We start from the raw sequence: 14,815 nt of genomic DNA on the forward strand, positions 1-14,815 counted from the left end.
ATCAGCTTATTATACTCCCCGCGCGCCTAAAAAACAACCAACATTTCCCCGTCCTGCGCGCTTCCCGCGATTTCGCCAAAAGCTTTTTTTCCTTGACAACACATTGGGAGACTTTTACAATAGAAAGAAAGCGGAAAGAAGGGAACGCGATGCGCGGACAAACACGGAAAAGCACCCCCGCGGGCGGCTGCGCCTCCTGCCAAAATTCGTTCTGTCCTGCGGCACAAGCCCGGCGGAAGGAAGCGACACAAAAGGGAGGAACGCACCGTGAACACGAGAGTAGCCGTGATCAGTATCATCGTTGAAAACCCGGAGAGCACCGGGGCGCTCAACCGTCTGCTGCACGATTACAGTGAATACATCATTGGAAGAATGGGAATCCCTTATCGGGAGAAGGGGATCAACATCATTTGCGTTGCCGTTGACGCGCCGCAGGATGCGATCAACACGCTCACCGGCCTGCTTGGGCGGCTGAATGGTATCTCCGCGAAAGCGGCGTACTCCAAAAGCTGAAAAAGGGCAAACGTGAAGTTTTCGCCCGCCTTTTTCAAAAGGGCGCCGTGTGCCGGTGGCACACAAACAAGGCGCCGACCGGAGCGGGAGCGGAGACCCGGCAGGGGTAAAGGGGGTGAAACCCCCTTTAAGAAAAAGTGCGCGAAGCCCTAAAAAGCCAGGAAAAAGAGCAAAGCGAATTTTTCCGGACGTTTCTCACCAAACCTAAAATCAATACAAAGAAAAAGGAAGATACCCTCCTGACGCCAAAACATGGTTGCGGCGAAAGCTGGGGTCCGGCTCTGCCGTGTCCCCGTCTGCCCGGAGGGACGCGGTATTTTTTATGTCGGAACAAAAGAAAGCACCCTTTGAGGAATGCGCCCGCCTGCTGGATCAGCTGGCCAACACGCACTCCCTCTCCCGGGAGGAATACGCGCTTCTGGTGCGGTCCGCCTCCCCGGAGCTGGCGTCGTATGCTGCCCAAAAGGCCGTCCCGCTGCGCAAGCAATGGTACGGTACAGACGTGTACCTGCGGGGCCTGATTGAGATCAGCAGCTATTGCCGCAACGATTGTTTCTATTGCGGAATTCGCCGCGGCAACACATCCTGTGAGCGGTACCGCCTGACGCCCGGGCAGATCCTCGACTGCTGTGAACGCGGTTTTGCGCTCGGTTTCCGCACCTTCGTGCTGCAAGGCGGTGAGGACGCGTTTTACACAGACGCGATCCTCTGCGAGCTGATCCGCTCCATCAAGGAGCGCTGTCCCGGCTGTGCCGTCACGCTCTCGCTGGGCGAGCGATCCCGCGAAAGCTATGAGCAGCTCTTCGCGGCGGGCGCGGATCGGTATCTGCTGCGCCATGAAACAGCGGACCCCGTCCATTACGCAAAGCTTCACCCGCCTGTGCAGACGCTCGAAAACCGCATGCGCTGCCTGCGCGATCTGCGGGAGATCGGCTATCAGGTGGGCTGCGGCTTCATGGTCGGCTCCCCGTACCAAACAGACGACTGTCTCGCCGCCGATCTGAAATTCATCGAGGAATTTCAGCCGGATATGTGCGGGATCGGCCCGTTCATCCCCCACCATGCGACGCCCTTTGCGCAGTGCCCGGCAGGATCCGTGGAGCAGACGCTGTTTCTGCTTTCCGTGATCCGCCTGATCTGCCCGCATATCTTGCTTCCCGCCACAACGGCGCTCGGCACACTCTCCTCCGACGGCCGGGAACGCGGTATTCTCGCCGGGGCAAACGTCATCATGCCGAACCTTTCCCCCGAGGAGGATCGGGGAAAGTATGAGCTCTACGACAACAAGCTGTATACCGGCGCGGAGGCCGCAGAGCACCGCCGCCGTCTGGAGGAGCGCCTGCAGGCCATTGGTTATACCGCCGTCACCGCAAGGGGCGACGTCCGATATAGCAAGATCGAAAACGAAAATCTAAAGGGAAAGAACATCTGACCCTAAAGAAAGGAAAGAGACTATGGCACAGTACAACCCGAAATCCCTCAAGGCAGGGGAATTCATCAACCACGAGGAGATCCTGGAAACGCTCCGTTACGCGGAGGAGAACAAGAACAACGTCGAATTGATCGACAGCCTGCTGGAAAAGGCACGGCCCAAGAAGAACGGGAACGGTGTCCACTGCGAAGGGCTGACGCACCGTGAGGCCTCTGTGCTGCTCGCCTGCGAAATCCCGGAAAAGGTGGAAGAGATGTACCGGCTCGCGGAGGAAATCAAGCTGGCGTTCTACGGCAACCGTATCGTCATGTTTGCCCCGCTCTACCTCTCCAACTATTGCGTCAACGGCTGCGTATACTGCCCGTATCACAGCAAAAACAAGCACATCTGCCGCAAGAAGCTGACACAGGATGAGATTCGCAATGAGGTCATCGCGTTACAGGATATGGGCCACAAGCGTCTCGCGATTGAAGCGGGCGAGGACCCGGTGAACAATCCCATCGAATATATTCTGGAATCCATCAAGACGATCTATTCCATCCAGCACAAAAACGGCGCGATCCGCCGCGTGAACGTGAACATCGCCGCCACCACGGTGGAGGAGTACCGGATGCTCAAGGAAGCCGGGATCGGCACCTATATTCTGTTTCAGGAGACGTACCACCGCGACAGCTATCTGGAGCTGCATCCCACGGGACCGAAGCACAACTATGAATACCACACCGAAGCGATGGACCGCGCCATGGAGGGCGGCATCGACGATGTGGGACTCGGCGTGCTCTTTGGGCTGGAGCGCTACAAATATGAATTCGCAGGCCTGCTCATGCACGCGGAGCATTTGGAAGCCGTTCACGGTGTGGGGCCGCACACGATCAGCGTGCCGCGTCTCAAGCGTGCCGACGACATCGACCCCGACACGTTTGACAACGGGATCGACGACGAAACCTTCCTCAAGATCATCGCCTGCATCCGCATTGCCGTGCCGTACACCGGCATGATCATTTCCACCCGCGAATCCCAGCAGGTGCGCGAAAAAGCGCTTCAGGTGGGCATCTCCCAGATCAGCGGCGCATCCCGCACCTCCGTGGGCGGCTACACCGAGGAGGAACGCCCACACGATTCCGAGCAGTTCGACGTCTCCGACCAGCGCACGCTCGACGAGGTGGTCCACTGGCTGATGGAGCTTGGCTTCCTGCCCTCCTTCTGCACAGCCTGCTACCGCGAGGGCCGCACGGGCGACCGCTTTATGAGCCTGTGCAAGAACGGACAGATCCAGAACTGCTGCCATCCGAACGCGCTGATGACGCTCACGGAGTTCCTGACGGACTACGCTTCGGAGGAAACGAAGCAGACGGGCTTCGCTTTGATCGAGAAGGAGCTGCAAAAGATTCCGAACGAGAAGGTCCGCGCGATCGCCGCGGAAAACGTGGAAGCCATCCGGGCTTCCAACCGCCGCGATTTCCGCTTCTGAGCAGGCATGGGATCCTTTTTGCGCCGGGTGTTGCACCTTTGGAAAAAAAGGGGTACAATAAGGAAAAACGGAGCAAAAGGGGGCTTGTCCCATGCCGCGCGAACCGCGATATCAAAAAGGAAACGGACCGGGTACGGGGCGCGTGATTGCGCGCGCCTGTCTGATCACCCTGCTTGCCGTTGTTTGTCTTGTGGGGGGCTGGGCGCTGGGAAGCGTCAAGCCCCTTCCTGTCGTTGTGGACCTGGTCAACGGCGGCGCATCCTCAGACGCCGCGCAGTCCTCCCAGGCGCAGCCCTCTTCCGAGCCGGAAGCTTCATCGCAGGCGGCGCCCTCTTCCCCGGTGTCATCGGAGCCGGAGGAACCAAAAACGCCCGGCATCCCGGATGACGACGGGATTTTTTCCGCATACTATGAGCGGGCGTATCAGAAAGCGAAATCCATGACCACCGCCGATCTCGTCGGCCAGGTGTTCATTTTCCGCTGCCCCACGGAGGGAGCCGTAAAGCTGATCGACGACTGCCAGCCGGGCGGCTACTGCCTGATGGCCGATTTCTTCGAGGGCAAGACAAAGGAAACCGTGCCGGAAACGCTTTCCTCCTTCCAGAATTCCAGCCGCACCCCCATGTTTTTCTGCTGTGATGAGGAGGGCGGCACGGTGGTGCGCATCAGCCGTTTTTCCCAGTATGCCAGTCAGAAATTCGAGTCGCCCCAGCAGGTGTACGCGCGGGCGCAGCTCGATTCCGTCGTGATTGACACGCGCGACAAGGCGCAGCTGCTGAAAAGCCTCGGGCTGAACCTGAACCTCGCGCCCGTGGCGGACATTTCCACCAATCCATCCGATTTCATTTATGACCGTTCGCTTGGGCAGGACGCACAAACGACGGCGGACTATATCCGCGTCTGCGTGGAAACGTATCAGGAGAATGGGCTGGCCTGCACACTCAAACACTTCCCCGGCTATGGAAACAACGGAGACACGCACACCGGTCTTGTCTACGACAAGCGGCCGATGGAGACATTTGAAACCTCCGATTTTCTGCCGTTCCGGGCGGGCATTGAGGCGGGCGCGCAGTTCGTGCTCGTGTCCCATAATGTTGTGGAGTGTATGGATCCCGACGCCCCCGCGTCGCTTTCCCCCAAGGTGAACGAGATCCTGCGGGACGAGCTGGGCTTCACGGGGCTCGTCATGACAGATGATCTCATCATGGACGCCATTACCGACTTCACCGGAGGAAAAAGCCCCGCTGTGACCGCTTTCCAGGCGGGAAACGATATCCTGCTCTCCTCGGATCCCCGCACGGATTACCAGGCGCTTCTCAGTGCCGTGGAGAGCGGCGAGGTATCGCAGGACCGGCTGATGGAGTCCGTCGTGCGGATTCTGGCCGCAAAATACGCTATGGGGCTGCTGTAACAGCAGACTCCTTGTGAAAAAAGAAAGGGTGCTTTGTCATGCCGCAGTTGTCCCATTTGGATCTGACCACCCGCGAAAAGCGGATTCTGGTGGAGCTGAGCCAATCCACGCGCTATCCCGTGGTACGCTTTGAGCTTCACAGCGATCGGGAGCCGGAGCTGGTTTCCATTGCCCTGAACTATGTGCGCATCACGGAGGAAACGGACTCCATGGAGCTGGTGCGGGAGCGCTCCGACGCGCTGCGCCATCTGATGGAGCTGGGCCTTGTGTTCCTCGATTATACCGTTTCCGTCTGGGCGGCGGGAGATTACGACGTGTATTACAGAAGCAAACTATACGAAATGTTTTGTCACACCGTGATGGAAGGGGCAAAACGGGACGACTTTCTGTTTGATCTGGCCGTTTTGCGCAAAGGCCGCGCCTATCTGACGAACCGCGGCGTGGAAGCCCTCAAGCTCTGCTGATAAAAAAGCCGCCCCCGGATGTGGGAGCGGCTTTCCACAGGCTTGCACCTGTTATTTGTCTTTCTTTCCCTGCGGAGAAACGCCCATGCGCGCTTCCGTGTTGCGGATCAGGTTGAACAGCGAGTTCGCGAACAGCGGATACCGTTCCGAAAGCTGCTCCGGGGAAAGGGCGGGCGGCTCGTCCTTGCCGATTCCCTCCAGCTCCCCGGCATCCTCACCCGCCATCAGGCAGGCGGCGTTGGATTCCGCGATGCTCTGGGCGGCATCGGCCGCGCCCTTGCTCAACCGCTCCGGCACGGCAAACATCCCCTGCGGGTTTTTGCTGTTCGCGGAGTAGAGGATGCGGAAGGATTTATAAACGGCCGCACTCAGCGCGCCGGAAATTTCGTTCGTCACCGCCTTGTTGTTGCAGTTTTGCAGCAGATCATAGACGATGTTGAGCGAGTTGGCAATCAGCTTTTTATTGAGCGTGGGCAGAAGGCTGCCGCGGAAACGGTTTTCCTTTCCGGCCGCGTCCGGGTCGGGGATGTCCTCCATCGTGAGGATCGCACCGCTTCGGTCCGGTGTCCGGCCGAGAAGATAGTCACAGGAAACGCCGTAAAAATCGGCGGCGCGCACAACAAAATCAAGTCCGCATTCCCGGATTCCTTTCTCATAATGGGAAAGCAGCGCCTGCGAAATTTGCAGGGCTTCGGCGGCTTTTTTCTGACTGAGTCCTCTTTCCTTGCGGAGCAGGGTGATGATGCGCGGAAAATGGCTGTTCATATCCGAAGTTCTCCTCCTCTTGCCCCTCGATCCCGGTTTGGGCGGCGGGTCGAGCCCTGTCGAACAGGGTCAAAAAAACGAATAACATAAAGTAAAGTATATACTATATATAACATTTTGTAAACCGCTAGATACAGTGGCCATTTTGGAGAACCAGGCCCAATATTTATGGTGAAAAGGAGAAAACCTATGCAGTCCTACACGATTCATCTGATCCGGCACGGCACCACAAAGGGAAATCAGCTCGGCCAGTATATCGGCAGCACGGATCTGCCCCTTGCGCCGGAGGGAGCCGAACAGCTGCGCGAGCTGAGCCAGGGAGGCGGGTATCCCACGGCGCAGGCTTACTATTGCAGCCCGCTGCTCCGCTGCCGTGAAACCATGAGCATCCTTTACCCGGACGCGGAGCCGGTGGTCGTGGAGGGTCTGCGGGAATGTGACTTCGGCGCGTGGGAAGGAAAAACCGCCAAGGAGCTGATGGAGGAGGATCCCTCTTTTGCCAAGTGGATGGAGAGCGGCGCGCAGGCTACGCCGCCCGGCGGGGAATCCGGCGCAGTCTTTATGCACCGTGTCTGCGAGGCGTTTGAAAAGCTGGTGGAGGATATGCTGCGCAGCCGCACCACCAGCGCCGTCATCGTCACGCATGGCGGCGTTATCATGACGATTCTCTCCGCCTACGGCCTGCCGAAGGCCGGCTTTTATGACTGGCTGACAGGCAACGGCTGCGGCTACTCCCTGCGCATCACCCCTGGCCTCTGGATGCGCTCCATGGTGGCGGAGGTGTATGCCACGCTTCCCGCCGGGGAAAAAACAGAAGGGGAGCAAAACGAACGTCTGGTGATTGATCTGGCCCGTGAGGCGGCGGACCGCGCTTACGGGAAGAAGGAGGACGCGGAGAAAGGAGAATGAACGCGATGGAGAACAAGGAAGCATTTCTGCATGCCGTCCGCGAACAGGCGGAGCGGGCCGCATCCGAACTGTTGGATCTGGCAAAGCTGGAGGAAGGCGATCTCTTTGTGGTGGGCTGCTCGTCGAGCGAGGTATCCGGAAGCCGTATCGGCACGGATTCCAGCCCGGAGGTAGCGCAGGCTATCGTCGACGGCCTGTACCCGGTTTTGGAGCGCCGGGGCATTTTTCTTGCCGCCCAGTGCTGTGAGCATCTCAACCGGGCCTTGATTGTGGAGGACGCGGCACGCCGCCTGCACCGCCTCGAGCGTGTGAATGTCGTTCCGCAGCCCAAGGCGGGCGGTTCCTTTGCGACCGCCGTGTGGCAGAGGATGGAGTCCCCCTGCGCGGTGGAAGCAATACGCGCCCGTGCAGGCCTGGATATTGGCGGTACGCTGATCGGGATGCATCTGGCTCCTGTGGCCGTCCCGGTGCGTCTGAGCCTTTCAAAGATCGGGGAAGCCATCCTGCTGTGCGCCCGCACCCGCCCAAAATATATCGGCGGCGAACGCGCGCACTATCAGGACGATCTTTCCTGATGATGCAAGCGTCAAGAAAGAATTGCTTTCGCATTTTATTTATGCTATAATACGGAGGTGCTCAAAGGGAAACTTTTGAGCATCCTTCCGCATAAGCCGCTGTGGCGGAATTGGCAGACGCAAGGGACTTAAAATCCCTCGGTGGCAACACCGTACCGGTTCGATCCCGGTCAGCGGCACCAAAAATCGACAAGCACCGTCAGGGGCTTGTCGATTTTTACTTATTCGCTATTCACTTTTCACTCTTCACTAAACTTGAAAAGTCGATTTTTGGAGTGATGACCATGCCTAGTCCGCTTCAGGATAAATCCAAAGCCTTTGCTTTGAACATTATCAAAGTGTGCAATGAGATCAAAGGGGCAAAACGAGAAAGTGTCCTGACCAATCAACTGATTCGCTCCGGTACCAGCGTGGGAGCTAACATTCGGGAAGCCATGTATGCCCATGGAAAGGCTGATTTTATTGCGAAATTACAAATCGCATTAAAAGAATGTTCGGAAAGTGAATACTGGCTGGAACTGCTCATCGAAAGTGGTTACTATGACGATTCTACTATTTTGAATCAATGCATCGAGGTCAAGCGACTGCTTATTGCTTCCATCAACACGGCAAAAAAGAATCAGGCATGAAAAGAGCCGGAACGCATATCGCGTTCCGGCTCTCTTTCAGCGTTCCGTTCCCCAAAATACAACGGCAAGGAGGCCCGGCCCGGTGTGGGAACCAATCACCGGCCCGATGGGTGCGGTGATCAGCTCCGCCTGAGGAAACCGTGTTTGAAGCTCCCTCGCAAAGCAGGCCGCCGTGTCCGGACACCCTCCGTGCCCAATGATAATGCGGCTGCACAGCTCCGGCTGCCATCCCTTCTCCATCCTTGCCAAAAGAGCGGATATCGCCCGCTTGGTTCCGCGGATCGTGCGGTCTACCACTTCCAGCTCACCGGTCAGCGACACATGAAGCAGCGGCTTGATTTGCAGTGCCGTTCCAAGCACAGCTGCCGCGGATGAGACTCTTCCCCCGTGCTTCAAGTGCTCAAAGGTATCCACGGTGAACCATTGGCATACTTGAGGCTGATAATCCTCAATCCATTGTACCAGTTCTTCCAGAGACAACCCCTCCGCCTGTTTTCTGAGCGCTTCCCGAACCAGAAAGCCTTCTCCGAGAGAAGCGCATCTGGTATCCACGCAAACCATCCTTCGTTCCGGGAATTTTTGTTCCAGTCTGGCCATACATTGCTTGGCGTTTTGATACATCCCCGACATTCCCGAGGTAAAGCAAAAGTGTCGTCTGTTTTTTCAATCCACCGCTGAAGCTTCTCCCGAAGCTGTCTGCGCAGCGGCAGATATTTGTCATTGTGAGCCAGGTTCACGAGCTCATACGGATCCTCATTCAGATCAAACAGCAGCCAATCCGTATTCTCAAAGCATACATATTTGTAGCCGCTGCAAGTGACGATTCCGCGCCAGGCTTTGTTGACGCTGTCGTGGTGATGAGTCGGGACCACGCATTGCAGATAAGCGCTGTCCGGATAATCGGGCCGCGGCCGATCCGGCAGCCGCAGAGCGGAATAATCCGTTCCCTCCATCCATTCCGGGACAGGGATTCCGCACAGCCCCAGGGAGGTGGGAGCCACGTCCACATGGTTGATCGGGACGCGATCCACATTTCCCGCATTTCTTCCTGCCGCGTGCGCTCCTCGTTTTTCTCCGCTGATCAGGAAGGGAACCTGTACGGCCTCCTGATATGGAGTGGTTTTGCGGAATTGTCCGTGAGAACCGTGCATGTCGCCGTGGTCACTGAAAAACAGGATGTGCGTATGCTCCATCAGGCCGGTTTCATTCAGGCAATCGACGATTCTCCCTACATTCTGATCGATATTTTCCACCATCGCGTAATATCCGGCCAGTTCCCTTGCCGCCTGCTCACGCACGGACGGAACCGGAGGCACATTGGGACGGAAGCGAATTTGAGAGGGAAGGTGCCCCGCCTGATTCCGGGGAGGGGCTACATAGGGATCGTGCGGGGGCTGTACGGACATAACGGCAAAAAACGGCGTGTCGCTGTCCTTCTTTTCCCTCAGATATTAATCATGAGATCCGTCATCGCGTCTGTCTCATAGGTGGGAAGGCGGAACATCTCCACTTCCCGGTCTCCGCGATGGCCATGCAGATAGCAGTCATACTGCGCGTTGTTGTTTTCGTATCCCAGCCACGAATCGAATCCGCCGCGCCGTTCTCTGGGAATATAGTGGGTTCCCGCCCGTTCCTCCGATTCCTTCGCACCGTCCAGATGCCATTTTCCCAGATAGAAGGTGTCATATCCGTATTCCCGGAACACGGAGGCAACCGTGGGCTGCTCCGGCGGAAGCTGATATTCATGCCCGGGAACACAGTGGTGCGGATAACGGCTGGTCAGCATGGAGCCGCGATAGGGACAGCACAGAGGAAACCCGGAAACAGCGGAGGTAAAATTGACTCCCGTTTTTGCGAGTGTGTCCAGCACCGGCGTGGAAGCATTTTCACAGCCGTTGATGCTCAGTGTTTCCGCGCGCTGCTGATCCGTGATAATCCAAAGGACGTTTGGTCTTTTTGACATATGCATCACCTGTAAACCGCAGTCTGAAAAGATCAGACTGCGGTTATTCTTCTTTCCTAATTTTTCAAAAAGCTTTTCTAAGCCGTTACAGCGTTACGCCGTCCCGGAAAAATGTAATTTCACTTTTATCCAGAGCTTCCGCCTTTGCCCGCGTTTTTCCGGAAGCCACGGAAAGCACCAGGCTGGCCAGTTCCTCCGTCAGTTTCTCCCGGGAAGAACCAGTGAGCAGCTGTCCCGCATCAAAATCAATCCAGTTTCTCTTTTTCTCCGCCAAAGGGGTGTTGGAGGAAATTTTCAGAGTCGGCACGGGACACCCCAGAGGCGTTCCTCTTCCAGTGGTGAAAAGAATCATCTGGGCTCCAGACGCGGCGAGGGCGCAGGCGGCCGTCAAATCATTCCCCGGGCCCTGAAGCAGGCTCAGACCGTTGGTTTTGACCTGCTCCCCATACAGAAGAACATCCTCCACAGGAGCTGTTCCCGATTTTTGTACACAGCCCAGCGATTTTTCCGCCAGTGTGGTGATACCTCCCTCCCGGTTCCCGGGGGAAGGGTTCTCATCGATCGGCTGTCCGTACCGCATAAAGTATTCCCGAAATCCGTTGATCAGCCCAAGCGCCGCATCAAAAACCGGTTTGGAGCGGCAGCGGTTCATCAAAAGCCGTTCGGCCCCAAACATTTCGGGAACCTCTGTGAGCACACAGGAACCTCCCCGCGACAGCAGCCAATCGGAAAAACTCCCGACGAGGGGATTGGCGGTGATGCCGGAAAGTCCGTCGGAACCGCCGCATTTCAGTCCGACCGTCAAGCTGCTCACCGGACAGGGCTCACGATGAAAGGAAGCCGCATATTGCCCCAGGCGATCCAGGATTCGCAGCCCTTCCTCGATCTCGTCCTCACATTCCTGGCAGACGAGAAACTGAATGCGATCCCGGTCGTATTCACCCAGCAGAGCCTGCATATCCTCCGGGCGGTTGTTTTCACAGCCCAGACAGAGCGCCAGCACGCCGCCAGCGTTGGGGTGCAGAAGCAAGCCCTTCAAAAGCTTTTGCGTATGCCGAAGATCATCCCCCAGCTGGGAGCAGCCGCAGGAGTGCTGAAAGGCGAATACGCCGTCGATGCCTGCGGGCAGGCGGCTGGAGGCAAGGCGTTCCAGCTGTTTTGCCAGCCCGTTGACACATCCCACCATCGGCAGGATCCACAGCTCGTTGCGTACGCCGGTTTTTCCGTCCGTGCGCCGGTATCCGTCAAAGCAGACCGGGGGTTTTTGCTCCAGATCGTTCCATTGCGGTTCATACCGGCAGTGTTCCAGGCCCTCCAGCTGGGATTCCATGTTGTGTGAGTGTACCCAGCAGCCCGGTTCGATGGTTTCCTTTGCCCGGCCAATCGGCCAGCCGTATTTCAGAACGCTTTCCCCTTTTTCAATGCGTCGAAGCGCAAGCTTGTGTCCGTTTGGAACCTTTTCCCGCACTGCGGCGGAGAATCCGCTTCCCTCCGCCGTGTCTCCCGGTGCCAGATCGTGCAGGGCTACAGCAACGCTGTCCTCGGCATGAATCCGGAAAATATCATTCATTGCTCATTCCTGCTTTCCGTCACGGCAGCCATAGCGGCCGCGGCACCCTGTTCGCGGATGCGTTGCAGATCCGCCGCCGCCAGATACGCGAATTGCGGGAGTGTCTCCAATTCCTCAAACAAACCGCTCTCCCGCAGAACCGCTTTGACATAGGCATCAGCGGAAAGCCCGCTGGATTCCTTTACCAGTGCCAGAATCCGGGGCGATTCGTGCAGGCGGTAGAATTGATCTCCCCGCTGGCCAAACAGTTCTCCTTCCTTTTCCTCTGCCTTCGTGTAAAACGCAAGAAGAGCCGCAAAGGAGAAAATTAATCGCCTCGGCAGTTTTCCCACCCGATAGGAATCCAGCACAGAGGGCAGAATCCGTTCCTTCCATTTTGCAAAGGAATTTACACAGATGTCCAACAACTGGTGGTCCAAAAACGGATTTGCGAAACGCTGCTCTATCTCATGAGAAAACTCCAGAGCATCCTTGTGAGGGAGAGGAACGTAAGGCACGATTTCTTCCTCCTCCGTCTTGGTGAGAAAACGTTGGATGGCGGGATCGTCCATACACTCGCGCACCAGATTTTTTCCAGCCAGGAAGGATGCCGGCACCATAGCGGTATGGCCGCCGTTGAGAATACGCACCTTTCTCTGTTTCCACGGAGTCAAATCACGCACGAAAAATGCCGGGCTCCCCGGTCCATCGATTGGAAGGCGGACGGAAACCTGTTCCGGAGCCTCGATCGCCCACATGCCGAAGGGCTCTCCCACCGTTACCAGCTCGTCGCGATAGCCGAACCTCTCCCAGAGGGATGGCAATTCCTCCTGAGAGCAGCCGCTCACAATCCGATCCACCAGTGTGGAACAGAAGAGGCAGGTTTTTTCTATCCATGTGCAAAACGGCTGTTCCAGGTTCCAGATTTCCGCAAGCCGAAGCACACAGTCTTTCAGACGATCTCCGTTTCGCTCAATAAGCTCCGTGGGCAGGATCGTCAAACCACATTTCTCCGAACCCTTGCTATATTGATACCGCTCGTATAAAAACCGCGTCAGCTTGCCGGGAAAGGAATGGGGAGGGGCCGCATCAAAACGATCCTCTGGATCCAATACAATCCCGGCTTCGGTTGTGTTGGAAATGACAAATTCCAGCTCCGGCAAACGTGCGAGTGCCAGAAAAGCCTCAAAATCCTCATAAGGATTGACGGCCCGATCCACACAGGTAATGGGGAACGCTTCATCCAAGGCCTTGCCTCCCTGTTTTCCTCTCAGCACAACTGTATACAGGCAGTTCTGCTGTTGAAAGGAGGCGAGATTTCCCCGTCCTGTCGGCTTGACAATCGCAACGCTGCCCTCAAACCGTTTTTCGTTGACAGCTTTTTGAAAGGCGGGCTCAATCAGAGCACGAAGCAAACGTCCTTCCCCAAACTGTACCACTTTAATCGGAAGATTATTTTTGGAGTAAACGTCTTGTATTTGTTTCATTTTGGTTTTCTCCCTTTACCCGAATTGGAAATAAGTCTTGGCATTCTCATAGCAAATCCGTGCAGTCAGAGAATACAGCATATTTTTATCATTCGGCAGTTCTCCCTGCTCCACCCATGTCCCAAGCAAATTGCAGAGAATTCTGCGGAAATATTCATGACGGGTATACGACAAAAAGCTGCGGGAATCGGTAAGCATCCCAATAAAGCTTCCCAACAGGGAAACAGAAGCCAAGCGTGTCAGGTGATCTTCCATACCGTGTTTCGTATCGTTGAACCACCAGGCAGCACCGTGCTGTACTTTTCCCTGTATCCCTTCCCCCTGGAAGGTTCCAGCCAGAACATCCAGCATGGCATTATCGTTAGGATTCAGCGAGTACAGAACTGTTTTCGGAAGCAGGTTTTTCTGATCCAGATCATCCAAAAAGGACGCTAAAGCCAAGCTGCAATCACCCGAACGGATGCAGTCGTATCCGCAATCCGCTCCCAGACGGCGAAATCCACGTGTGTTGGCATTGCGAAGGGCGCCGTAATGAAGCTGCATCACCCAACCTCTTGCGGCGTACTCTTCGCCCAGAAAACGGAGCAAAAAGCCTTTGTAACCATCCTGCTCCTGCTGAGACAATGTTTTTCCCTCTCTTGCCGCAGAAAACGCCGCAGAAGCCTCTTGCTCCGTGAAACGCGGAGAGGGGATTGAGTCCAGACCGTGATCGCTGACCCGGCATCCCATGGAATGAAAATAATCCATTCGCCTGCGAAGAGCAGAGAGAAGATCGGAAAGACAGGATATTTCGATACCGGATGCCTGGGAAAGCCGATCCAGATAGCTTCGAAAATCGGGTTTCTCCAGATTGATCGCTTTATCGGGACGCCACGCCGGAAGCACTTTGACGGGGAACGAAGAATCCTCCCGCAATTTTTGATGCCAGTGCAGATCATCGGCCGGATCGTCTGTTGTGCAGATTGTTTCCACATGGGATTGAAGAATCAGTTTGCGCACGCTGAGGGAAGGCAATTTTTGACTGCACAATGCCCAGACCTCTAAGGCTGTATCGCCGTTGAGAATCCCATCGAAACCGAAGTAGCGTTTCAGTTCCAGATGACTCCAATGGTACAGAGGATTTCCGGCCGCCATCGGAAGAACCTCCGCAAAACGGCGGAATTTGATTTCTCCCGGCGCATTGCCTGTAATTTCTTCCTCCGGCACACCATTGGCACGCATCAGACGCCATTTATAATGATCGCCTCCCAGCCAGACCTCCGCCATATCGGAAAATGTTTTGTCCTCCGCAATTTCCTGCGGATTGATGTGACAGTGATAATCTATAATGGGAAGCTGTTTTGCACAGCTGTGATACAGTTCCCGGGCTGTTGCGTTTTGCAGAAGAAAATTTTCATCCAGAAAAGCTTTCATAAAAAATATCTCCTTTCCTTTTGCTTTTTGTCCTTATCATACGTCATTCGAATACGAAAGGCAAGATATTGAAACAAATTCAAATTTCATATTTTTCGATTTTAAGTCCATATAAGTAGACTTAAATGGACACCCCCATCGCGAGGGGAAAAGCGGTTCCGGCGGAGGAAAGAACCGGCCCGGGCCGGGGAAGCCGCCGCGGTATATGTTGATTCAAGCAGGAGAGGGGAAAAT

14 protein-coding genes, 1 tRNA gene and 1 pseudogene are annotated in these 14,815 nt (G+C 56.0%); 9 read left to right on the forward strand and 7 right to left on the reverse strand.

The features are described from left to right. Window positions 1-267: 267 nt before the first annotated feature. From B5F35_RS14495 to B5F35_RS14515, 5 genes are all read left to right on the forward strand, one after another. On the forward strand, window positions 268-513 hold the full coding sequence (locus B5F35_RS14495; protein WP_087242209.1) for a TM1266 family iron-only hydrogenase system putative regulator: 246 nt from the start codon (window positions 268-270) through the stop codon (window positions 511-513). 322 nt (window positions 514-835) lie between these two features. Then, the gene (gene hydE / locus B5F35_RS14500) at window positions 836-1,945 is read left to right on the forward strand and encodes a [FeFe] hydrogenase H-cluster radical SAM maturase HydE (RefSeq protein WP_087242211.1); all 1,110 of its coding nucleotides are present in this window, start codon (window positions 836-838) and stop codon (window positions 1,943-1,945) included. A gap of 22 nt (window positions 1,946-1,967) precedes the next feature. Then, a complete protein-coding gene (hydG, locus tag B5F35_RS14505) occupies window positions 1,968-3,416 on the forward strand; it encodes a [FeFe] hydrogenase H-cluster radical SAM maturase HydG (protein ID WP_087242213.1) in 1,449 nt (482 codons plus the stop codon). A gap of 91 nt (window positions 3,417-3,507) precedes the next feature. After that, window positions 3,508-4,827 carry a glycoside hydrolase family 3 N-terminal domain-containing protein gene (locus tag B5F35_RS14510; protein WP_087242215.1) on the forward strand — a complete coding sequence of 440 codons (1,320 nt, stop codon included), beginning with the start codon at window positions 3,508-3,510 and terminating at the stop codon, window positions 4,825-4,827. 38 nt (window positions 4,828-4,865) lie between these two features. Continuing rightward, window positions 4,866-5,291 (forward strand): hypothetical protein, encoded by a 426-nt coding sequence (locus B5F35_RS14515; RefSeq protein ID WP_087242217.1) that lies wholly within the window; start codon window positions 4,866-4,868, stop codon window positions 5,289-5,291. Window positions 5,292-5,342: 51 nt separating this feature from the next. On the opposite strand, the gene B5F35_RS14520 is transcribed toward B5F35_RS14515, so the two are convergent. After that, on the reverse strand, window positions 5,343-6,056 hold the full coding sequence (locus B5F35_RS14520; protein ID WP_087242219.1) for a helix-turn-helix domain-containing protein: 714 nt from the start codon (window positions 6,054-6,056) through the stop codon (window positions 5,343-5,345). A gap of 189 nt (window positions 6,057-6,245) precedes the next feature. Between B5F35_RS14520 and B5F35_RS14525 the strand changes: the two genes are divergently transcribed. The 4 genes from B5F35_RS14525 (at window position 6,246) to B5F35_RS14540 (ending at window position 8,169) form a co-directional block, all read left to right on the forward strand. Beyond that, window positions 6,246-6,965, forward strand: coding sequence for a histidine phosphatase family protein (locus tag B5F35_RS14525; protein WP_087242221.1), 720 nt, complete (start codon window positions 6,246-6,248; stop codon window positions 6,963-6,965). Beyond that, entirely contained in the window at window positions 6,962-7,540 is a 579-nt protein-coding gene (locus B5F35_RS14530) for a TIGR01440 family protein (RefSeq protein ID WP_242969545.1), read from the forward strand. The genes B5F35_RS14525 and B5F35_RS14530 overlap by 4 nt, the downstream gene beginning before the upstream one ends. A 95-nt stretch (window positions 7,541-7,635) precedes the next feature. Continuing rightward, a tRNA-Leu gene (locus B5F35_RS14535) sits at window positions 7,636-7,722 on the forward strand. 102 nt (window positions 7,723-7,824) lie between these two features. Continuing rightward, the gene (locus B5F35_RS14540) at window positions 7,825-8,169 is read left to right on the forward strand and encodes a four helix bundle protein (protein ID WP_162611439.1); all 345 of its coding nucleotides are present in this window, start codon (window positions 7,825-7,827) and stop codon (window positions 8,167-8,169) included. A gap of 36 nt (window positions 8,170-8,205) precedes the next feature. On the opposite strand, the gene B5F35_RS19310 is transcribed toward B5F35_RS14540, so the two are convergent. From B5F35_RS19310 to uxaC, 6 genes and pseudogenes are all read right to left on the reverse strand, one after another. After that, on the reverse strand, window positions 8,206-8,799 hold the full coding sequence (locus B5F35_RS19310) for a DegV family protein (protein WP_087242225.1): 594 nt from the start codon (window positions 8,797-8,799) through the stop codon (window positions 8,206-8,208). Window positions 8,800-8,846: 47 nt separating this feature from the next. Then, a pseudogene (locus B5F35_RS19460) lies at window positions 8,847-9,617 on the reverse strand (sulfatase-like hydrolase/transferase); the annotation flags it as partial. Next, complete coding sequence (locus B5F35_RS19465) at window positions 9,614-10,132, reverse strand: sulfatase-like hydrolase/transferase (protein WP_162611441.1); 519 nt, start codon at window positions 10,130-10,132, stop codon at window positions 9,614-9,616. The gene B5F35_RS19465 and the pseudogene B5F35_RS19460, both read right to left, overlap by 4 nt. A gap of 85 nt (window positions 10,133-10,217) precedes the next feature. Continuing rightward, window positions 10,218-11,702: a UxaA family hydrolase gene (locus B5F35_RS14560; protein WP_087242231.1), complete on the reverse strand. Its 1,485-nt coding sequence runs from the start codon at window positions 11,700-11,702 to the stop codon at window positions 10,218-10,220. Next, window positions 11,699-13,168, reverse strand: a complete 1,470-nt coding sequence (locus B5F35_RS14565) for a tagaturonate reductase (RefSeq protein WP_087242232.1) — start codon at window positions 13,166-13,168, stop codon at window positions 11,699-11,701. Before B5F35_RS14565 ends, B5F35_RS14560 begins: the two co-directional genes overlap by 4 nt. A gap of 15 nt (window positions 13,169-13,183) precedes the next feature. After that, entirely contained in the window at window positions 13,184-14,581 is a 1,398-nt protein-coding gene (gene uxaC, locus B5F35_RS14570) for a glucuronate isomerase (protein WP_087242234.1), read from the reverse strand. Window positions 14,582-14,815: the final 234 nt, after the last annotated feature.

The organism is Anaeromassilibacillus sp. An200 (genome assembly GCF_002160025.1).
In the GTDB taxonomy this organism is placed as follows: Bacteria; Bacillota; Clostridia; order Oscillospirales; family Acutalibacteraceae; genus Caccousia; species Caccousia stercoris.